Source organism: Paracoccus sp. (in: a-proteobacteria) (assembly GCF_030538655.1).
Taxonomy (GTDB): Bacteria; Pseudomonadota; Alphaproteobacteria; order Rhodobacterales; family Rhodobacteraceae; genus Paracoccus.
This window is the reverse complement of sequence record NZ_JAUNTO010000023.1, coordinates 1-19969: the sequence shown is the minus strand read 5'-3', so window position 1 is coordinate 19969 and position 19969 is coordinate 1. Positions and strand designations below refer to the sequence as shown.

22 protein-coding genes are annotated in these 19969 nt (G+C 62.3%); 15 read left to right on the top strand and 7 right to left on the bottom strand.

All coding sequences use genetic code 11. The annotated features are described in order from the left end of the window. Positions 1-191 precede the first annotated feature (191 nt). Entirely contained in the window at positions 192-1253 is a 1062-nt protein-coding gene (locus Q4G22_RS13305; RefSeq protein WP_303386379.1) for a YjgN family protein, read from the top strand. Then, positions 1237-2271, top strand: a complete 1035-nt coding sequence (locus Q4G22_RS13300) for a M48 family metallopeptidase (protein WP_303386378.1) — start codon at positions 1237-1239, stop codon at positions 2269-2271. The genes Q4G22_RS13305 and Q4G22_RS13300 overlap by 17 nt, the downstream gene beginning before the upstream one ends. Positions 2272-2315: 44 nt before the next feature. Here the strand turns inward: Q4G22_RS13300 and Q4G22_RS13295 are convergent, their stop codons facing one another. Further along, complete coding sequence (locus Q4G22_RS13295) at positions 2316-2954, bottom strand: GcrA family cell cycle regulator (protein ID WP_303386399.1); 639 nt, start codon at positions 2952-2954, stop codon at positions 2316-2318. 114 nt (positions 2955-3068) lie between these two features. Here Q4G22_RS13295 and Q4G22_RS13290 point away from each other — a divergent pair, with 114 nt between their 5' ends. Further along, positions 3069-3884, top strand: coding sequence for an ABC transporter permease (locus Q4G22_RS13290; RefSeq protein ID WP_303386377.1), 816 nt, complete (start codon positions 3069-3071; stop codon positions 3882-3884). On the opposite strand, the gene Q4G22_RS13285 is transcribed toward Q4G22_RS13290, so the two are convergent. Beyond that, entirely contained in the window at positions 3874-4767 is an 894-nt protein-coding gene (locus Q4G22_RS13285; RefSeq protein ID WP_303386376.1) for a DMT family transporter, read from the bottom strand. The two genes, Q4G22_RS13290 and Q4G22_RS13285, sit on opposite strands and share 11 nt — an antisense overlap. A 204-nt stretch (positions 4768-4971) precedes the next feature. On the opposite strand from Q4G22_RS13285, the gene Q4G22_RS13280 reads away from it, so the two are divergent. From Q4G22_RS13280 to Q4G22_RS13265, 4 genes are all read left to right on the top strand, one after another. Then, positions 4972-6141, top strand: a complete 1170-nt coding sequence (locus tag Q4G22_RS13280) for an aspartate aminotransferase family protein (RefSeq protein WP_303386375.1) — start codon at positions 4972-4974, stop codon at positions 6139-6141. Next, the gene (locus Q4G22_RS13275; protein ID WP_303386374.1) at positions 6134-6610 is read left to right on the top strand and encodes a GNAT family N-acetyltransferase; all 477 of its coding nucleotides are present in this window, start codon (positions 6134-6136) and stop codon (positions 6608-6610) included. Before Q4G22_RS13280 ends, Q4G22_RS13275 begins: the two co-directional genes overlap by 8 nt. Positions 6611-6712: 102 nt before the next feature. Beyond that, positions 6713-7639 carry an ornithine carbamoyltransferase gene (argF, locus tag Q4G22_RS13270; RefSeq protein ID WP_303386373.1) on the top strand — a complete coding sequence of 309 codons (927 nt, stop codon included), beginning with the start codon at positions 6713-6715 and terminating at the stop codon, positions 7637-7639. 278 nt (positions 7640-7917) lie between these two features. Next, entirely contained in the window at positions 7918-8823 is a 906-nt protein-coding gene (locus tag Q4G22_RS13265; RefSeq protein WP_303386372.1) for a DMT family transporter, read from the top strand. Positions 8824-8846: 23 nt separating this feature from the next. Here Q4G22_RS13265 and Q4G22_RS13260 read toward each other — a convergent pair whose 3' ends face one another. Next, positions 8847-10442 carry a phosphoenolpyruvate carboxykinase gene (locus tag Q4G22_RS13260; protein WP_303386371.1) on the bottom strand — a complete coding sequence of 532 codons (1596 nt, stop codon included), beginning with the start codon at positions 10440-10442 and terminating at the stop codon, positions 8847-8849. Positions 10443-10626: 184 nt separating this feature from the next. Here Q4G22_RS13260 and Q4G22_RS13255 point away from each other — a divergent pair, with 184 nt between their 5' ends. The 6 genes from Q4G22_RS13255 to Q4G22_RS13230 all read left to right on the top strand — a co-directional run bounded on the left by Q4G22_RS13255 (position 10627) and on the right by Q4G22_RS13230 (position 13865). Then, on the top strand, positions 10627-11049 hold the full coding sequence (locus tag Q4G22_RS13255) for an HPr kinase/phosphorylase (RefSeq protein WP_303386370.1): 423 nt from the start codon (positions 10627-10629) through the stop codon (positions 11047-11049). 24 nt (positions 11050-11073) lie between these two features. Continuing rightward, positions 11074-12021: an RNase adapter RapZ gene (rapZ, locus tag Q4G22_RS13250; RefSeq protein ID WP_303386369.1), complete on the top strand. Its 948-nt coding sequence runs from the start codon at positions 11074-11076 to the stop codon at positions 12019-12021. Between the two features lie 34 nt (positions 12022-12055). Further along, complete coding sequence (locus Q4G22_RS13245; RefSeq protein ID WP_303386368.1) at positions 12056-12475, top strand: PTS sugar transporter subunit IIA; 420 nt, start codon at positions 12056-12058, stop codon at positions 12473-12475. Then, the gene (locus Q4G22_RS13240) at positions 12475-12753 is read left to right on the top strand and encodes an HPr family phosphocarrier protein (RefSeq protein WP_303386367.1); all 279 of its coding nucleotides are present in this window, start codon (positions 12475-12477) and stop codon (positions 12751-12753) included. Before Q4G22_RS13245 ends, Q4G22_RS13240 begins: the two co-directional genes overlap by 1 nt. A 33-nt stretch (positions 12754-12786) precedes the next feature. Beyond that, positions 12787-13401, top strand: coding sequence for a TetR/AcrR family transcriptional regulator (locus Q4G22_RS13235; RefSeq protein ID WP_303386366.1), 615 nt, complete (start codon positions 12787-12789; stop codon positions 13399-13401). A 98-nt stretch (positions 13402-13499) separates the two neighbouring features. Continuing rightward, on the top strand, positions 13500-13865 hold the full coding sequence (locus Q4G22_RS13230; protein ID WP_303386398.1) for a DUF2852 domain-containing protein: 366 nt from the start codon (positions 13500-13502) through the stop codon (positions 13863-13865). Between the two features lie 24 nt (positions 13866-13889). Here the strand turns inward: Q4G22_RS13230 and Q4G22_RS13225 are convergent, their stop codons facing one another. Further along, a complete protein-coding gene (locus tag Q4G22_RS13225) occupies positions 13890-15755 on the bottom strand; it encodes an ABC transporter ATP-binding protein (RefSeq protein WP_303386365.1) in 1866 nt (621 codons plus the stop codon). 123 nt (positions 15756-15878) lie between these two features. Then, positions 15879-16274 (bottom strand): VOC family protein, encoded by a 396-nt coding sequence (locus Q4G22_RS13220; protein WP_303386364.1) that lies wholly within the window; start codon positions 16272-16274, stop codon positions 15879-15881. 119 nt (positions 16275-16393) lie between these two features. Here Q4G22_RS13220 and Q4G22_RS13215 point away from each other — a divergent pair, with 119 nt between their 5' ends. Continuing rightward, complete coding sequence (locus Q4G22_RS13215; protein WP_303386363.1) at positions 16394-17095, top strand: inorganic diphosphatase; 702 nt, start codon at positions 16394-16396, stop codon at positions 17093-17095. Between the two features lie 98 nt (positions 17096-17193). On the opposite strand, the gene Q4G22_RS13210 is transcribed toward Q4G22_RS13215, so the two are convergent. After that, a complete protein-coding gene (locus Q4G22_RS13210) occupies positions 17194-18423 on the bottom strand; it encodes a VCBS repeat-containing protein (RefSeq protein WP_303386362.1) in 1230 nt (409 codons plus the stop codon). A 129-nt stretch (positions 18424-18552) separates the two neighbouring features. Further along, complete coding sequence (locus tag Q4G22_RS13205) at positions 18553-19650, bottom strand: agmatine/peptidylarginine deiminase (protein ID WP_303386361.1); 1098 nt, start codon at positions 19648-19650, stop codon at positions 18553-18555. 137 nt (positions 19651-19787) lie between these two features. Here Q4G22_RS13205 and Q4G22_RS13200 point away from each other — a divergent pair. Further along, positions 19788-19969, top strand: a 182-nt coding sequence (locus Q4G22_RS13200) for a hypothetical protein (RefSeq protein WP_303386360.1), incomplete at its 3' end; no start/stop codon positions are given.

Here is a 19969-nt window from a genome sequence, read left to right as displayed (position 1 = left end):
AGCGAGGTAAAGTTTTTATTCTGTCGCCGATTTTGCCCGCAAAAGCAGAGCCTGCCGCGCCTCTGTCAGCGGGGGGGAGGGGGGCGTGCGGGTGCCCAAAGCGCTTTCAGCTTTGTTAAGCCAAATGCATGAAACATACTTTACCTGCGCTGGCTCTGCGGATAAGAGCGCGCCATCAGGAACACGATTTTGTGAGAGTTAATCCGTTGGATCAGAAACAAACGCTTCAGGTGCAGTTTACCGGCAGTGCAAAGACTTATTTCGGGATATGGATTGTCAATATCTTGCTGTCTATTGTTACACTTGGAATTTACTCGGCATGGGCCAAGGTGCGCAGGCGGCGCTATTTCGCGCAGCATACAGTGATTGATGGGCGGCGCTTTGATTACCATGCAACGGGGCAGCAAATTCTGATCGGGCGAATTATCGTCGTGATCGGCCTGATCTTGATGGCCATCCCGATCCTTAATATTTTTGTGGCACTTGCCCTGCTGATTGCATTGCCGTGGCTGTTGAACCGGGCGCTGGCGTTCAATGCGCGTATGACCAGCTTTTCCGGGGTGCGCTTCGGCTTTGAAGGCAGCTATGGCCGGGCATTTCTGGTGTTCATGCTGTATCCGCTGCTGTCTATGTTGACGCTGTATACCACATGGCCGTTCGTCGCACGAGCCGTTCATCGCTATACCATCGGCAACAGCCGCTATGGCACCGCGCGTTTTGCCTTCGACAGCCCGATCTGGCCGTTCTATCGTGCGTTTCTGATGGCCGCAGGTTGGGCGATCATTGCGCTGGTTGTCGGGTTTGTTGTGGTTGGCGGTCCGGCGCTGATAAGCGATTTCATCTTTTTGTCTCAATATGGCCTGGGGCCTGATGAGGGGATGATTATCCACATGATGCTGATGTATGTGGTGCTTTTTGTCGCTGTGCTGCCTGCGGCGTTTGTTTATCAGGCGTTTTTGCGCAATGCGGTTTATGCGAACACGACGCTGGCAGGCGAACATCGCTTTGTCTCGAATATTGCGCCGATGCGACTGATGTGGATCGCGCTCAGCAATGCCATCGTGGTCGTTTGCACTCTGGGTCTGATGCTGCCGTGGGCGCATGTGCGCATGTCCCGCTATCTTGCTGACAGCACACAGGTGATTGTCGTCGGATCGCTGGATCAGTTTATCGGCACGGAAACGGGCAAGATGTCTGCGCTTGGCGATGCGTATACTGATATCGAAGGGGTCGATCTTGGGATCGCCATCTGATCCTGATGGCCATGCGGCGGGGGTGGCCTTTGCGCCGCAAAGCTCTCGTCGCATGGCTGCCCGTCTGGTCTGGCGTGGCGCTGATGCGAAGGTGCTGGACGATCAGAACGTTTTGCTGACTGGCGGCACGGTGCTGCGGGTCGAGCATATGCCGGATTCTCCTGCATTGGTTTATCTGGATAACGGTTGGCTGTTCGAGGCGGCGACAGGCAGCGACCTGGCCTCTCTGGACAGTATGCGCCCGGATCGCTGGCTGAGCTGGGCAAAGGCGTGGCATCCCCGGCTGATGGTGTTCGCACTTGGCTGTTTGGTCTTTGCATGGGGAATCTGGAAATGGGGCGTTGGTGTCATTGTCGCGCTGGCCGTTGCCGTAACCCCTGATTCGGTCGTCTGGGCGATTGATCGCAGCAATGTCGAGATGCTGGACCGTGTGCTGGCGGATAAATCAGCTTTGGATGATGCAAAGCGCCAACAAGTTCAGGCGATCTTTGACGATCTTGTGCGCCATGCGCCACCTGCGCCCGGGGGCGATTACCGATTGCTGTTTCGCGATCTGCCGGCGGTCGGGCCAAATGCCTTTGCCATGCCCGGCGGCACTGTCGTGATAACCGATCAACTGGTTCAGGACTTTGACGATGCCGATATTCTTGCGGGCGTGCTGGGCCACGAGTTGGCACATGTGTCAGAGCAGCATATCCTGACGCAGCTTTACCGGGCCGGGACAACCTATTTGCTGATCGCGCTGATCGCCGGTGATCCCGGCCCATTGTTGAGCGATATGCTCCGCGAAGGGAATGCGATGCTGTCGCTGTCCTATTCCCGCCAGCATGAGGCCGAGGCCGACCGTATGGGCGTCAGGATCGCGACAGAGGCGGGCTATGACGGTGCGGCACTGGCGCGATTTTTTGACCAGTTGCAGCAGGAATATGGATCACAGGGACCAGCATGGTTATCCAGTCATCCAGCGTCGGACGAGCGGGCGCGGCAGATACGCGACTATGCCCGCCAAAATGGCTGACGCCCCGTCAAGGGGCGTCGTCTGGTCTGCATGGGGGCGGTCGTTCACCGCCTGCGGTCGCGACGCGCGCTCATCGGTTGGAAGGCAACGCCGACATGCGCTTCACAATAGGGTTTGCCTGACACCGAGGGCAGGCCGCAGAACCAGAATTTTTCCGTGGCCGGATCGCCGATCGGCCATTTGCAGGTGCGTTCTGTCAGCTCCATCAGCGACAGCTTGCGGGCCTTTTTCTCGACCTCGCGCACTTCGGCCAAAGCCTCGGGGCTGATTTCATTGGCAGAGGGCTGCGGTGGCAGCGGCTGGCCCGCTGGCACGATGGGGCGACGCTGCACGGGCACAAAGGCCGGGATCGCCGGTTCCGCCTCGACCTTGGGCTCGGGGGTGGGTCCGGGCGGCTCGGGCGCGGGGTCCGGTGCCTTGGCGGCGGGGGCTGCCTTTTTGGCGGCGGGCTTGCGCTCTGGCTCTGGCTCGGCCGGTTTGGCGGCGACCGGGGCAGGCGCGGGTTCCGCTGCCTTGGGCGCGGCTTCGGGTTCTTCGCTGCGGTTCGACAGGCCCAGCCGGTGGACCTTGCCGATCACGGCGTTGCGTGTGACGCCGCCCAGTTCCTTGGCAATGGCCGAGGCCGACTGACCCTCGGCCCACATGCGCTTTAGCGTCTCGACCCGCTCATCCGTCCAGGACATTTCTGCCATCCCTCAGGGGCCATGCCCCGCCTGTTCTTGAAAACCTTGCCAATCCCCGTCAGAACGGGATGCCGAGAAATAGCCCCTACGCCCCCAAGTTTCAAGGACCGCCCGATGAAACAGGCAGCAACAGAGCGCACCGCCATGGGGGTGCGCCGATTTGGCCAGATCAATTGGCTGGGCCTGCGCACCCTTGCCGCGCGCGAAATCATGCGGTTTCTGGCCGTATGGCAGCAGACGATCTTTGCCCCGCTGATGACGGCGGGGCTGTTCGTGCTGATCTTTGCGCTGGCCTTGGGGCAGGGGCGCGGGCAGGTGATGGGCCTGCCCTACCTGGTGTTTCTGGGGCCGGGCATCCTGATGATGACGGTGATCCAGAACGCATTCGCCAACACGTCGTCCAGCATCGTGGCGGCCAAAGTGCAGGGCAATATCGTGGATACGTTGATGCCGCCGCTGTCGGGGGGCGAATTGCTGACCGGGTATCTGACCGGCTCGGTCGTGCGGGCGGGGCTGGTCGCTGTTGTGATCGGCATCGGCATGGTGCTGGTGACGGGGCGCGGCATCGCGCATCCGCTGTGGGCGCTGGGCTTTGTTCTGCTGGCGGCGCTGATGATGGGCGGGCTTGGCATTCTGGCCGGGATTATGGCGCAAAAGTTTGACCAGATGGCGGCGATCAACAATTTCATCATCACGCCGCTGTCGTTTCTGTCGGGCACGTTTTATTCGGTGCAGGCACTGCCGCAGCCGTTTGAAACGCTGTCGCATTGGAACCCGGTTTTCTACCTGATCGACGGTGCGCGATATGGTGTCACCGGGGTCAGCGACGCCCCGCCCGGACAGGGGCTGGCGATCTGCGGGCTGGTCACAGCGGCCATCCTTGCGCTGGCGCTGCACTGGCTGCGGACGGGCTATCGTCTCAAGCCCTGAGCGTCCCGCTGCCCCGCGCCCGGTCGCGCAACACCAACAGCAAGGCCCCGGCAACGATGACCGCCGCACCCAGCAGGCTGACCAGGTCGGGCAGCGCGCCGAACCACCACAGATCGAACAGCGCCGCCCAGATCAGCGTCAGGTAAAAGAACGGCACCACAAAGCTGGCATCGTCGCGCCGCATCGCCAGCAGGTTCAGCGCCTGCCCGCAGGCCATCAGCACGCCGATACCCGCCAGCGCCGCCCATTGCGCCCCTGTCGCGGCCCCCCAGACCGCGATCACCGCGACCGAGGCGATGGCCGCGCCCATGCCATTGTTGATGAACAGGATTTGCAGCGGCGCCTCGCGCCCGGCCAGCCGCTTGATGAAGATCGCCTCAAGCCCCATTGCCGCCGCCGCGCCAAGCGCCAGAAAGGCTGCCGCCTGCATGTCGCCGCCCGGTCGCAGCAGGATCACCGCCCCGATCAGAGCGATTCCCGCCGCCGTCCAGCGCACCGGCCCGACCCGTTCTCCCAGCAAGGGAATCGCCAGCAGCATGGTGAACACCGGGCTGAGAAACGAAATCGCCGTCGCATCGGGCAGCGGCATCCGCGCCACTGCGGCGAACATCAGCGTAATCCCGCCCCAGCCGCATAATGTGCGCGCCAGATGCGTGCGCCACGCGGGCCGCGTCAGCCGGGGCCGGACTGCCGCTGCCACCAGTGCCACCGACAGAAAGGCAAAGACGAACCGCCCGAAGCTGACCATCAGTGGATGCACCGGCGCCCCCAGATGGCCGCTGCCGATGGCTTTGGCCAGCAGCGTCGTAGACGCAAACAGTGCCGTCGCCGCCACCATCAGCGTAATAGTGATTCGGCGGTCGGAAGGGGGCAGGGCCGTCATGTGGCAAGCGATGCGTAAAGCCCGGTCAGAGGTCAATAGATTTCCACAGAATCCCCTTGCGCGTCGCCGCGTTCCCGCGCATCCTGCCGCGCATGAGCAAACGACGCACCAGCCTGAACCGACGCTGAAGCCGCCCTTTGGGCCTTGGCTTTCCTGCCCGTTTTTGCTTTGCCTTCCCTGACACGTCCGAACCCGGAGACCGCCATGACCTCGCATGTCCTGCCGACCTATAACCGTGCCCCCATCGCGTTCGAGCGGGGTGAAGGCTCTTGGGCGATTGCTGCCGATGGCACGCGATACCTTGATCTGGGCGCGGGTATTGCGGTGAACGCGCTGGGTCACGCCAACCCTGATCTGGTGGCCGCACTGACGGAACAGGCGGGCAAGATCTGGCACGTCTCGAACCTTTATCAGATACCTGAACAGGAACGCCTGGCTGATCTTTTGGCCGAACATACCTTTGCCGATCAGGTGTTTGTCACGAACTCTGGCACCGAAGCGGCGGAACTGGCGATCAAGATGGTGCGCAAATACTGGTCCGATCAGGGCCAGCCGGATCGTATCGAGATCGTGACTGTCGAGGGCGCCTTTCACGGGCGCAGCACCGGGGCCATCGCGGCGGCGGGGTCGGAAAAGATGACCAAGGGCTTTGGCCCGCTGATGCCCGGTTTCCACCCGATCCCGTGGGGCGATCACGATGCGCTGATGGCTGCCATCACCGATAAAACTGCTGCCGTCATGCTGGAACCTGTGCAGGGCGAGGGCGGCATTCGTCCCTTGCCCGACGGGGTGCTGCGCGATCTGCGCGCCGCTTGCGACAAGACTGGCGCCCTGCTGGTGCTGGATGAGGTGCAAAGCGGCATGGGCCGCACCGGGCGGCTGTTTGCGCATGAATGGGCCGGGATCACCCCCGACATCATGATGGTCGCCAAGGGCATCGGCGGCGGCTTTCCCCTGGGCGCGGTGCTGGCGACCGACAAGGCGGCGGCGGGCATGATCGCGGGAACGCATGGATCGACCTATGGCGGCAACCCTCTGGCCTGCGCGGTCGGTGCGCGCGTGATGGAGATCATCGCCGACCCCGATTTTCTGGATCGGGTGAACCGCAAGGCGGGCCTGTTCCGGCAAAAGCTGGAAGGTCTGGTCGCCGCCCATCCAGATGTGTTCGAGGGCGTGCGCGGCATGGGTCTGATGCTGGGGCTGAAATGCAAGGTTGCGCCTGCGGATGTGGTCAAGGCCGGGTATGACCAGCATATCCTGACCGTGCCCGCCGCCGACAATGTGCTGCGCATCCTGCCGCCGCTAAACATCACCGACGCCGAAATCACCGAAGCGGCCCTGCGGTTGGACAAGGCCGCATCCAGCCTTGCCTGACTACGGATTCCGCCCCGCCAGTCACGCCGATCTGCCGATGCTGACAGATCGGCTGACCGCGCCCGAAGTGGCCGCATGGTGGGGCGATCCGGCCGAGCAACTGGCCCTGATAACCGAGGATCTGGACAATCCCGCCATGACCGCACTGATCGTCACGGCGGACGGCCGGCCCATCGCCTATGCCCGGCACGACCCCGCCCATCACTGGAACGCGCCGCATTCCGAGGATTTTCTCGCCGGTGCCATCGCCATCGACGCCCTTTCCAGCCCCGAAGGCATGGGACAGGGCGGCGCTTGGCTGGCCGCGCTGGCCGAACATCTGCTGCGCACAGCGCCGCTGCTGGTCATTGACCCCGAACCCGGCAACCCCCGCGCCATTCGCGCCTATGAAAAGACCGGGTTCAGCGGCACCGACATCCGCGCTTCTGAAGACGGCACCCCCGCGCGTATCCTGATCCGGCGACGATGAGGCGTCCTGTTTGCCTAAATACGCCCTTTGGGCGGTTCGGCACCTCTTGACCCGACCTCATTCCAAGGGCTTGCTGGCCCGGATCACAAAGAACAGAAAATCATGAACCACTTTCTCGATATTCACACCACCAGCCGCGACGACCTGCACCAGATCATTGCCAATGCCCGTGCCATGAAGGACGCCCGCAATGGCCGCCCCAAGGGCACGCCCGATGACGAACAGCCTCTGGCGGGTCGCATGGTGGCGCTGATCTTTGAAAAGCCCTCGACCCGCACCCGCGTCAGTTTTGACGTTGGTGTGCGGCAGATGGGCGGGCAGACGATGGTGCTGTCAGGATCGGAAATGCAGCTGGGCCATGGCGAGACCATCGCCGATACCGCCCGCGTGCTGTCACGCTATGTCGATCTCATCATGATCCGCACCTTCGAAGAGGCGACGCTGCACGAGATGGCTGAATACGCCAGCGTGCCGGTGATCAACGGCCTGACCAACCGCACTCACCCTTGCCAGATCATGGCCGACATCATGACGTTTGAGGAACATCGCGGCCCGATCGCGGGCAAGAAGGTGGTTTGGTCGGGCGATGGCAACAACGTCTTCGCCAGCTTCGCCCATGCGGCGGGGCAGTTCGGCTTTGACCTGACCTTCACCGGCCCGCCGCCCTTGGACCCCGAACGGGTCTGGCTTGATTACGCCGCCACCCAAGGCCACCCCGTCACCATCGAGCGGAACCCGCAAAAGGCTGTCGAGGGCGCCGATCTGGTCGTGACGGACACGTGGGTGTCGATGCACGATCCCCAATCGGCCCGCGAACGCCGCCACAACCAGCTTCGCGGCTATCAGGTCAACGCCGAACTCATGGCCCGCGCCAAGCCCGACGCGCTGTTCATGCACTGCCTGCCCGCCCACCGCGACGACGAGGCCACAAGCGAAGTCATGGACGGCCCGCATTCGGTTATCTTTGACGAGGCCGAAAACCGCCTGCACGCGCAAAAGGCGGTGATGCGCTATTGTCTGGGGGTGTGACGCCGCCGCACCCGCTGATGCGTTTTGTTTGACGGGACGGGGCCTGCCGGTGTGCGTATCCGAAGGGTTTGGCGCTGCCGCTTGCTTGGGGAAATATTGATGGCCGGAACGGCGGTGGACCACTGCCGTTCCGTGCCTGCTGGCCCTCTGACGGGCGCTGCCCTGCCATGGCAAGCGCGTGTCGGAATGAAACGCCTGAAAATCGCGCCCGGATCATCGAATGATATGTCAGAGATACCCCAAAGCAGGGGGGCGATATGCCAAATCATTCCAGACCGATGACTGCAACGGAATGGCTGATGCTGATCGCGCTGTCGGCGCTGTGGGGTGGGTCGTTTTTCTTCAATGAGCTTGCGGTGCGGGAATTGCCGGTTCTGACCGTGGTGGCGATCCGTGTCGCACTGGCCGGAGCGATTCTGACCTTGGTGCTGCGGGCGACCGGGCAGGCTCTGCCGCGAGGAGGGCAAATATGGGCGGCGTTGTTCGGAATGGGGCTGCTGAACAACGTCATTCCATTTTCGCTGATCGTCTGGGGGCAGCAGCACATTGCATCGGGCGTGGCGGCGATTTTGAATGCGGCGACGCCGTTGTTCACGGTGCTGCTGGCGCATTGGTTGACGCAGGATGAACGGATGAGCCGCGCAAAGCTGCTGGGTGTGCTGACCGGCTTTGCCGGGGGGGCGGTGATGATCGGCCCCGCTGCGCTGCGCGATCTTGGAACGCAGGTGGCAGCGCAGTTGATGTGCCTTGGCGCGGCGCTGTCCTATGCTTTTGCGGGGATCTATGGGAGGCGGTTTCGCGCTACGGGAGTGGCGCCAGTCGGGGCGGCAACCGGGCAGGTGATCGCGGCATCGGTCATTCTGGTGCCGCTGTCGCTGATGCTGGACCGGCCCTGGCTTTTGCCGGTGCCATCTGTCGGTGCGATTGCGGCCCTGATCGGCGTTGCGGCGCTGTCCACCGCGCTGGCCTATGTGCTGTATTTCCGTCTTCTGCACAGCGCGGGGGTAACCAACCTGCTGCTGGTGACGTTTCTGATCCCTGTCAGTGCGATTTTACTGGGCGTGCTGTTTCTGGATGAACGGCTGTTGCCGCAGCAGATGGCAGGTATGATGCTGATCGGGCTGGGGCTGCTGCTGATTGACGGGCGCGTGCTGCGCAGAAAAAAGCGGGCGCCAGTTTCCTGACGCCCGCTTGCAGATGTTACCGATCAACCAATCGCTGCGGCGCGCACTTCGTCGTCGATGGCGTCCAGATATTGGGCAAAATTGTCGCTGAACATTTGCACCAGCTTGGCGGCCTGCGTGTCATAGGCGGCAGGATCGGCCCAGGTCTGGCGCGGGTCCAGCAGCTTGTCGTCAACGCCCGGCACGGACACCGGCACGTCAAAGCCAAAGTTCGGGTCTTTGCGGAACTCGACATTGTTCAGCGATCCGTCCAGCGCCGCAGTCAGCAGGGCGCGGGTCGCCGCGATCGGCATCCGCGAGCCGGCGCCAAAGGCCCCGCCGGTCCAGCCGGTGTTGACCAGCCAGCAATCCGAACCGTTCTGCGCGATCTTTTCCTGCAACAGCTTGCCGTAAACCTCGGGGCGGCGCGGCATGAAGGGCGCGCCAAAGCAGGTGGAAAAGGTGGGGATCGGTTCCGTCACACCAACCTCGGTGCCGGGCGTTTTCGAGGTGAAACCGGACAGGAAGTGATACATCGCCTGCGCGGGCGTCAGCCGTGCGATGGGCGGCAGCACGCCATAAGCATCACAGGTCAGCATGATGACGTTCTTGGGATTGCCGCCAAGGCTGGTGTCCGAGGCATTGCTGATCGCCTCCAGCGGATAGGCGCAGCGCATGTTGTCGGTGATCGAGTTATCTTCGAAATCCAGCTCCAGCGTGTCGGGGTCATAGACCATGTTTTCGATCACGGTGCCGAAGCGGCTGGTGGTGGCATAGATTTCGGGTTCCGCCTTGGGCGACAGATTGATCGTCTTGGCATAGCAGCCACCTTCAAAGTTGAAGATGCCCTGTTCCGACCAGCCATGTTCGTCATCGCCGATCAGCACACGCGACGGATCAGCCGACAGCGTGGTTTTGCCGGTGCCCGACAGACCGAAAAAGATCGCGCTGTCGTCCGGGTTGCCGGGGGCGTGATTGGCGCTGCAATGCATGGCCATGATGCCCTTGCCCGGCAGGATATAGTTCAGCAAGGTGAACACGGATTTCTTGTTTTCACCGGCATAGGCGGTGTTGGCGATCAGGATCAGCTTTTTGTCAAAGTTCAGCGCGATCACCGTTTCGCTGCGGCAGCCGTGGCGGGCAGGATCGGCCTTGAAGCTGGGCACGTTGATGATGGTGAATTCCGGCACGAAAGTGGCCAGTTCCGACGCATCGGGACGGCGCAGCAGGTGGCGGATAAACAGCCCGTGCCACGCCAGTTCGGTGACGACGCGCACATCCAGACGATGTTCGGGATCAGCGCCGCCGAACAGATCCTGCACGAACATGTCACGGCCCTTCAGGTGGTCCAGCATATCGGCATGCAGGCGATCAAACGCATCGGCGTCCATCGGCTTGTTGTTTTCCCACCAGATCGAATCCTCGACCGAGGGTGTGCGGACGACGAACTTGTCCTTGGGCGACCGGCCGGTATGCGCCCCGGTCGAGACCAGGAATGTGCCGCCCAGACCCAGCTTGCCTTCGCCGCGGGCGACGGCCTCGGTCATCAGGGCTGGTTCCAGCAGGTTGTAATAGACGTTGCCCAGGCCCTCGATTCCCTGATCCTCAAGGCGATGGTTGGGGTTGACACGGCTGGACATTACACAGGCTCCTGACAGATGGTGCAGATCGTTCGAGGCCCTAGCCTATAGCACGACGGTTTTGCGAAAAAAGCGGGACGGCCGTTCAGATAGCGCAAACACCAAATGTTATCGCCACCATCACGGATGTGTTGCAATGTTGGGCAGAGCATTAACTATTTCATGCCACCATGAAGAGGAACAAGTGATTCGAAGCGAGGTGATTCATGGCTCGGCTGTGGCGCTGAACGGGCGCGGTCTGCTGATTCTGGGGCCGTCCGGTTCGGGCAAATCGGCGCTGGCGCTGGCGCTGATGGGCATGGGCGCGGCGCTGGTCAGCGACGACCGCACCGTGCTGCACCGCGCGGGGGATACGGTGGTGGCGGATGCGCCCGACACTATTCGTGGTCTGATCGAAGCGCGGGGCGTCGGCATCCTGCGCGCCGATCCGGCGGGGCCGGTGCGGCTGGCGTTGGTGGCCGATCTGGGCCGGGTCGAAGATGCACGGCTGCCACCCCGGCGCGGTCATGATCTGTTGGGGGTCATGCTACCCCTTGTGCTGGGGCCGTATGGGCCACATCTTTCCTGTGCGCTGCGGCAGTATCTGCTGGCCGGGCGGGGTGATTGAACGCGGGTGACGGAAGGGTCGCGGATGGATCAGGTCAGGGCAGAGACCGCAGATCTTGCGCCGGGCGACGGGGCGCAGCGTGTCGTGCTGATAACCGGCCCGTCGGGGGCTGGGCGTTCGACCGCGATCAACGTGCTAGAGGATCTGGGCTTCGAGGCGATCGACAACCTGCCGCTGTCGCTGGTGCCGCGCCTGCTGGACGGGCCTGCGCGGCCGGTGCCGCTGGCGTTGGGGCTGGATGTCCGCAACCGCGATTTTTCCGCCGCCAACCTGATCGAGCTGATCGACCGGCTGACCCGAAATCCCGACTATGCACCCGAGGTGCTGTATCTGGACTGTTCCCCCGATACGCTGGTGCGCCGCTACAGCGAAACCCGCAGGCGGCATCCGCTGGCACCGACCGATGCGCCTATGGCCGGGGTGTTGACCGAAATCGACCTGCTGGCGCCGATCCGGGCGCGGGCGGATGTGCTGGTTGATACGTCCGATCTGTCGCCGCATGATCTCAAGGCGGAACTGGCGCGCTGGTTTGATACGGCGCCCGAGCGGCGGTTGACGGTTTCCGTGCAGTCCTTTTCCTATAAACGCGGGTTGCCGCGCGGGGTGGATATGGTCTTTGACTGCCGTTTTCTGGCCAACCCGCATTGGGAACCGGACTTGCGTCCTCTGGACGGGCGCAGCGTGGCGGTGCAGGATTATGTGGGCGCCGATCCGCGATATGAAGAGTTCTTTGCACGGGTCCGCGATTTGACACTGTTTCTGCTGCCGGCCCATCTGGACGAGGGCAAATCGCATCTGTCCATCGCCTTTGGCTGCACCGGCGGGCAACATCGTTCCGTCACTCTGGCGGAAAAGATGGCGGATTCGCTTGCAGAAGCGGGGTGGCAGGTGTCAAGAAGGCACAGGGAACTTGAACGCCGCGGTGCAGAGAAGCCGCAGGCGGCTGAATCGGGTGCTGCGGACAGGCTATGATTCGCGGCGCGCAGTCAGGGTGTGGTGAAGCGAGTTGATCGGAATTGTCATCGTAGCGCATGGCGGTCTGGCCCGCGAATATAAGCTGGCGGTCGAACATGTTGTCGGTCCGCAGCCGGGTATCCGCGCCGTCAGGATTGAGGACGATCACGACCGTGCGGCCAAGCAGGATGAAATCCGTGCTGCCGCCGATGCCGTCGATAGCGGTGACGGGGTGGTGGTCGTGACCGATATTTTCGGCGGCTCGCCCTCGAACCTGTCGATCCCCGCCTGTGCGATGCAGGGCCGCATGATCCTGTATGGTGCCAATCTGCCGATGCTGGTCAAACTGGCCAAAACCCGCCATCTGCCGCTGACGCAGGCGGTCGAGGGTGCGAAAGAGGCCGGGCGCAAATACATTGATTCCTATGATGTCTTTCTTGACCTGTTCGAAAAAGAGGGCAAAACAGCCTGATGACCCAGGGACATACCCGCGTTCTGCCCATCATCAACGAGAAGGGGCTGCACGCGCGCGCCAGTGCGAAATTCGTCGAAACCGTGGAACGCTTTGACGCCACCGCCACGGTGGAAAAGGACGGCATGTCGGTGTCGGGCGATTCGATCATGGGGCTGTTAATGCTGGCCGCGCCGCGCGGCAGTGAAATCACCGTATCCACCAGTGGCCCGGATGCCGCTGCACTGTTGCGGGCCTTGGCCGATCTGGTCGGGGATTATTTCGGCGAAGGCATGTAACCGCGCCCATGCGGCGGGGTGAAAGGGGCGGATGTGGCCGGGCGCGACAGCTATCACCATGGCAATCTGCGCGAGGCGCTGGTTCAGGCAACCGCCATTCTGATCGCCGAGGTCGGCCCGCAGTCCTTTACCTTGGCCGAGGCCGCGCGTCGGGCCGGTGTGTCTGCCGCCGCCCCCTATCGCCATTTCACCGGCCGCGACGATCTGCTGGAAGAAGTGGCGCGGCAGGGGTTCGAAGCCTTTGCCGACCGGCTGCACACGGCCTTTGACGATGGCAAGCCCAATCCGCTGGCGGCGTTTCTGCGGACGGGGCAGGCTTATCTGGATTTCGCCCGTGAAAGTCCCGGCCACTATATCGCGATGTTCGAATCGGGCATCTCGATCACGGGGAATGCAGCACTGTCCCGTGCGTCGGATCAGGCGCGCGGCGTCATCATGGCCGCTGCAAGCGCGTTGTTCGCCCATCTGCCCGCAGATCAGCGCCCCCCCGCGACGATGGTGGCAAATCATGTCTGGGCGTTAAGCCATGGTGTCGTCGAGCTGTTCGGGCGCGGCAAACCCGGTGCCCGTGCACCCTATTCCCCCGCCGAAATGCTGGAAAGCGGTGTGCTGATCTATTTGCGCGGGTTGGGCCTGTTGCCGCAATAATTTTTAGTCACGGTCCTTGACGATGGGCCCGTGCGCTCCATCTATGTTAATGTAAATAACATTTACATTCGAAGGGGAAATACATGAGCACGCATCTGATGCAACCAACGGTCGGGGACCGCATCATCGGCACCCTGCGCGCGATCCGTGACTGGCTGGACCAGCGTGGCAAGGGCGCATGGCTGATCGCGATGATCCTTGGCTTTGTCTTTGTCTGGCCTGTCGGCCTTGCCATTCTTGCCTATATGATCTGGAGCAAACGCATGTTCGGATGCCGAAACCACACCGCCCGCCGCGCCTTTACGCCCACCGGCAACAGCGCCTTTGACGCCTATCGCAGCGAAACACTGAAACGGCTGGAGGATGAGCACCGCGAATTTCTCGACTTCCTGCAAAAGCTGCGCGATGCCAAGGATAAGGCCGAGTTCGATCAGTTCATGGAAACCCGTCGCAACGAAGGCTAAGCTGCCAGAACGGGACGTGGCGGATTATTCTGCCACGTCCGGGTCGTTTGTATCGGGGGCCAGAAAGCCGCCTGATTGCCGCGACCACAGCCGGGCATACAGTCCGCCCTGTTGCAATAACTCGTCATGGGTGCCCTGTTCCACGATCTGCCCGCCATCCATGACGATCAGGCGATCCATCGCCGCGATGGTGGACAGGCGGTGCGCGATGGCGATGACGGTCTTGCCCTCCATCAGCGCATCAAGGCGCGACTGAATCGCGGCCTCGACTTCGGAATCCAACGCCGATGTCGCCTCGTCCAGAATCAGGATCGGCGCATCTTTCAGCGCCACGCGGGCAATGGCGATCCGCTGGCGCTGCCCGCCCGACAGCTTGACCCCGCGTTCGCCCACATGCGCATCCAGCCCGCGCCGACTGCGGCTGTCGGACAGGGTAGGGATGAACTCATGCGCTTCGGCCATGCGGGCGGCGTCCATGATCTGCGCTTCATCCGCATCGGGTTTGCCATAGGCGATGTTATCGCGGACCGAGCGGTGCAGCAGTGCGCTGTCTTGTGTCACCATACCGATTGCGGCGCGCAGCGATTCCTGCGTGACCTGCGACACGTCCTGCCCGTCGATGGTAATGCGCCCCGATTCCAGATCGTGGAACCGCAGCAGCAGGTTGACCAGTGTCGATTTCCCCGCGCCCGACCGGCCCACCAGCCCGACCCGTTCGCCCGGCGCGATGGTCAGGTTCAGATTGTCCAGCACCGCGCCGCGCGACCCGGCATCGGCGCCATAGCGGAAGGTCACGTCCTGAAACCGCACCTCGCCGGGGCCGGGGTGCAGCACGGTGGCATTCGGCGCATCATCGACGGTGCGGGGCAGGGCAAGGCTGCCGATGCCGTCGCGCACTGTGCCGATGTTTTCGAACAGCGACGACATTTCCCACATAATCCAATGTGCCATGCCGTTGAACCGCATGGCCAGCGGCACGGCGGCGGCGACCGCGCCGATGTCCACATGGCCGTTTACCCACAGCCAGACGCCGACCCCGGCCACCCCTGCCAGCAGCGCCGAGTTCAGCAGCCGCAGGCAGACGTTCAGCACCGTCACCAGCCGCATCTGCCGGTAAACCGTGGTCAGAAAGCCATGCATGCCTTCCTGCACATAGGTTTCCTCGCGGCGGGCGTGGCTGAACAGCTTGACCGTGGCGATGTTGGTATAGCTGTCCACGATCCGTCCAGTCATCACCGACCGTGCATCGGCCTGTTCCTGTGAAATGTGCCCCAGCACCGGGATCAGCCGCCACAGCAGCGCGCCATACAACAGCCCGAACAGCACAAAGGGCAGTGCCAGCCGCCAGTCGTTCGACATGGCCAGCACAATCGCGCCGATGAAATAGGCCAGCACATAGACCAGCACGTCGAGGATCTTCATCACCACCTCGCGCACGGCCAGCGAGGTCTGCATCAGCTTGGTGGCGATGCGACCGGAAAATTCGTCCTGAAAATAGCTCATCGACTGGCGCAGCAGATAACGATGCGCCTGCCAGCGGATACGCTGCGGGAAATTCCCGATCAGCGTCTGATGCATCACCATTTCCGAAACCAGGTCGATGGCCGGCAGCACGAACAGCACCACCACCGCGACAAGGATCAGCCAACTGCCTTCGGCCTGCCAAAAGGCGGTGGGGCCGTGGGTGGCCATCTTGTCCACCAGCTTGCCCGCCTCGCCGAACAGCCAGATTTCGATCACCGCAAAGATGACCGAGCCAAGCGCCATCAGCAGCAGCCAGGGCCAGGCCCCACGCGAATAATACAGGCAAAACCCCAGCAGCGACTGCGGCGGCAGTGTTGGCGCGTCCATCGGATAGGGGGGGAGCCGTCGCTCGAACCAGCGGAACATTGGGGTGTCCTTTGTGGGTATTCACCCTTTCGTTGCCGCGAAAACGGGCAGAGTCAACCCGCGCAAGGGTTGAGCGGTTCAGTCGGCGGATTGTGGCGCCAGCAGCCGGTCGGGCCTTATGGGTCAGGCGTAACGCCCGCCGCGCTGCAAGACCTCGATCTGATAGCCGTCAGGATCGGTAACAAAAAAGAACCGGGCGATCACCTGACCGCCGGGCGCGAAATCGACCAGCTTGCGCGGGGACAGACCGGCGGCGGTCAGCCGCGCGTGCTCGGCATCCACGTCATCGACTGAAAACGCCACATGGCCATAGCCGTCGCCCAGATCATAGGGTTCGGTCCGGCCCTTGTTGACGGTCAGTTCCAGCTCCGTGGCCGCTTCATCATTCGACAGATAGATCAGCGTAAAATCGGGGAAATCCAGCCGCTCGGCCACGCGCAGGCCAAAGGCGGTCTCGTAAAAGGCAACCGAGCGTGCCTCGTCCAGAACGCGGATCATCGAATGGATATATTTCGCCATATCATTTCCCTGTGGTCGTGGCGCAGCTTAACGCGGCGAGGGGCGGCGGGCCAGCCTTCACACGGTTGTCAAACTGTGTCGCTAACCATGGCGCGTTGCACTGACAGGAGAGAAAACCGATGTTGAAACTGACCGCCGCCGCCCTGACGCTGGCCGCCTTTGCCACGCCCGCCGCCGCAGAAACCATTGGCGGGCTGGCCTATGCCGATACCACGCGCATCGCCGACGCCATGCTGGTCAAGGACAAGATGACCATCGTCGGCACCGAGGATCTGATGGCCATGTCGCCGCTGAATGACGACGGCACCATCAAGGCGGTGATCGAGATCCCGACCGGCACTTCGGCCAAATGGGAAATGAGCAAGGACGACCCCAAAGCGATCTATTGGGAACTGCGCAATGACGCGCCGCGGATCGTAAATTATCTGGGTTATCCGGGCAATTACGGCGCCATTCCCGGCACCGATCTGCCGCAGGAACTGGGCGGCGACGGCGACCCGCTGGACGTGCTGGTGCTGGGTCAGGCCGTGCCGCGCGGCGAGGTGGTGAACGTGCGTCTGATCGGCGTGATGAAGATGCTGGACGATGGCGAACAGGATGACAAGCTGATCGCGGTGCTGACGGAAAATTCGCCCTTTGCCGGGATCGAAAGCCTGGCGCAGATGGATGCCGAATTCCCCGGCGTGACCCAGATCGTCGAACTGTGGCTGAGCAATTACAAAGGCCCGAATGGCGGCATGGAAAGCCAGGGCTTTGCCGAGGCGGACGAGGCGCGCAAGGTGCTGGAACAGGCCGTGGCGCAGTATCAGGCATCGCACTGATCTTGACGGACGCTGCCCGATCAGCATGGCAAGGCCCGGCATGTGACAAGCCGGGCCTTTGTCGTGCTGGCTGCGGTTATCGCTGCGGCAGCGCGCCGTTACCGGCCTTGCGTGACCTCCTCCGCCGCCTTGTCGGTCAGCAGCAAACGCGCCTGCGTCCCCCATTGTCCGACGAAAAGATCGTCGTGGCCATCTTTGTCAAGATCGCCTGTGGCCATGCTCCAACTGCGGCCCACCACCGTGGCGGGCATCGCGGTCGAAGTGACGTCGGTGAACCGTCCCTCACCGTCGTTGCGCCAGGCGCGCAACTGCATCGGCACGAAACCGGGCACCTCGATCGCGCCCACCACAAGGTCAAGCGCCCCGTCACCGTCAAAGTCGATCACCTGCCCGCCCCAGCTTGAAAAGCGATGCTGGGGCGGGCGTTCGGAGGTTTCGTCCTGAAAGCGTCCATTCGGCAGCTGGATCAGCAGCCGCGTTTGCGGGTCTTTGTCCCAGCCTCGGTTGTTGCTGGTGATATTGAAAAACACAATATCGGGCAGATCGTCGCCATTCGCGTCGAACACATGGACTTCACGGGTTTCGGTGGGAACGGACAGGTTCAGCCGGTCCGAGGCATCGGTGAAACGGCCATGACTATCGTTCAGCAAAAGCCGGTTGGCTGGCGTTTGATTGGCGATCACCATGTCCAGATCGCCGTCGCCATCAAGATCGGCAAGCGCGATCCCCTGCGCCTCGTCATCCACAGGGGTCGGCAGGTCGTCGCTGGCATCAATGAAATGGCCGGGCCGGGCAGGATTGTTGATCCACAGAAAATTGCGCGCCGTTCCGCCCCCTTCGGCGGAATTTCCGATCACGATGTCAGGCCAGCCGTCGCCGTTCACGTCCCCGATGGCCAGCGCATTGCCCTCGCTCGTGGCGGGCAGCCGGTCGCTTGCGTCCTCGAACTGCCCGTCCGGACGGCCAAGGTAAAGCTGATGATGTGCGCCGTCCTCGACGACAAAGACAAGATCAAGCAGCCCGTCACCATCGAAATCGGCTGCGCGAACATGCTCGTTGTCATGCGCGACATTGCCGAATGCGCCTTCGACCCAACGCAGCCGCCCCCCGCCATCGTTCAGATACAGCCGGTTGACGCCATATTCGACGGCAACCGCCACATCGAGATCGCCATCGCCGTCGAAATCGCCGAAAACGGCATCAAGTGCGTGAAGCCGGGGGGCTGCCGGCACATGGGTCTCGGTCACATCCACAAAAGCGGTGTCCTGAGCGGTCGCGGTTGAGGCCAGCAGCGCCACGGTAAGCGTGGTTATCGAATAGCGGATCAAGGCGCATCTCCTTGCGTTTTTGCGAGATGCTTTCCAACGCGACCTTGCCGATCCGGGCTCCGCATCCGATCACGGCACGCAGGTATGAGCCACATGGAACCGCAGGTCAAACTGGTGCGATGGCATCGGTCAGACCTTGGGCTGTTCATGGGTGGCGCAATGGATGCCGCCGCCGACCTCGCCCACCGGATCCACATCCAGCATGATGATTTCCCGGTCTGGATACAGATCCGCCAGAATGGCACCGGCCTTTTCGTCCGCCTCGACGTCGCCGAACTGGGCCGCGATGACGGCGCTGTTGCAGACATAATAATTCACATAGGACGACACGAAATCATCGGCCTCGGCCCGGATGTCATAGGGTTCGGGCAGCACAACCAGTTCCAGCTTGTGACCTTTGGCATCGGTCGCAGCCGCAAGAATATCACGGGTTTCAAACGCTGCGGCAGACCATGGGTCGCCTGGGTCGATGTCCGCGCCCATCTGGATCACGATCTGACCGGGCTTCACGAAACGCGCCAGCGCGTCGATATGATAATCGGTGATGTCCGCGCCGACGATACCCGGCGCCCAGATCACCTTTTCAGCGCCCATCGTGTCCAGCAACATGCGCTCGATCTCGGCCTTCGACCCAAGATTGCGGTTCGGGTTGATGAAGCTGCTTTCATGGGCGATCAGCGTGCCGTGGCCGTCGGTTTCGACGCCACCCGCCTCGCCCACCAAGCTGGTGTTGAAAACCCGCAGGCCCAGTCGTTCGGCCACCCGCGCGGCGATCTGGCCGTCGTTTTCATGGGCCTGCTTGTTGCCCCAGCCGTTGAAGTTGAACTGCGTGACAGCCAGCCCGCCTTTGTCATCAACGACAAAGGACGGTCCCGAATCGCGGCACCACAGGTCATCTGTCGGGATGTCCCACAGCTCGACCTTGCCGGAGATGCGTTTTCTAATCCCGCGATGTTGTTCCGCTGCGGCCAACAGCACCACCGGCTCGAACGCGGCGATGGTGCTGGCGATTTCGGCGATGGCGTCTTGCAAGTCGTAAAGGAAATCCGGGTCGTCATAGACTTTGCGGTTAACCGGCCATTGCATGAAGGTGCGTTCATGCGGCTCGGTTTCCTCTGGATAGCGAAAGCCTGCCGCCCGCGCGCTGTCCTGCGCCAGCGCCGGGGACGCCACCGCAGGAAGCAAACCCGCTGCGGCCATAAGTTGTACGACATTGCGGCGCGTCATCACGAGAAAAGCTCCATCGTCAGGCCCGGACCACTGCCTCGCAAGTCGGAAACATGGTCAACCTACCTATAAATAACTGTATTGCAAGTTATTTTAGGGAGTGCCGCCTACCGACACATACCCTCCTGTGCCCTTCCTTGAGTATTTATACACAGAAAAAGCCATCTTCTGTCCTGCAAATATCCCCGCCGGAGGCATGGTGCGTGCCGCTCGTGCGGCGGTTTCATGAGAAAGCCCGCCTTTTTCGAGACTGGCTGAACCTGCTCCCCCTGTCTTGCGGCGCAGGGGTCGGGGATCATCTCGGGCTGATGATTTTGCG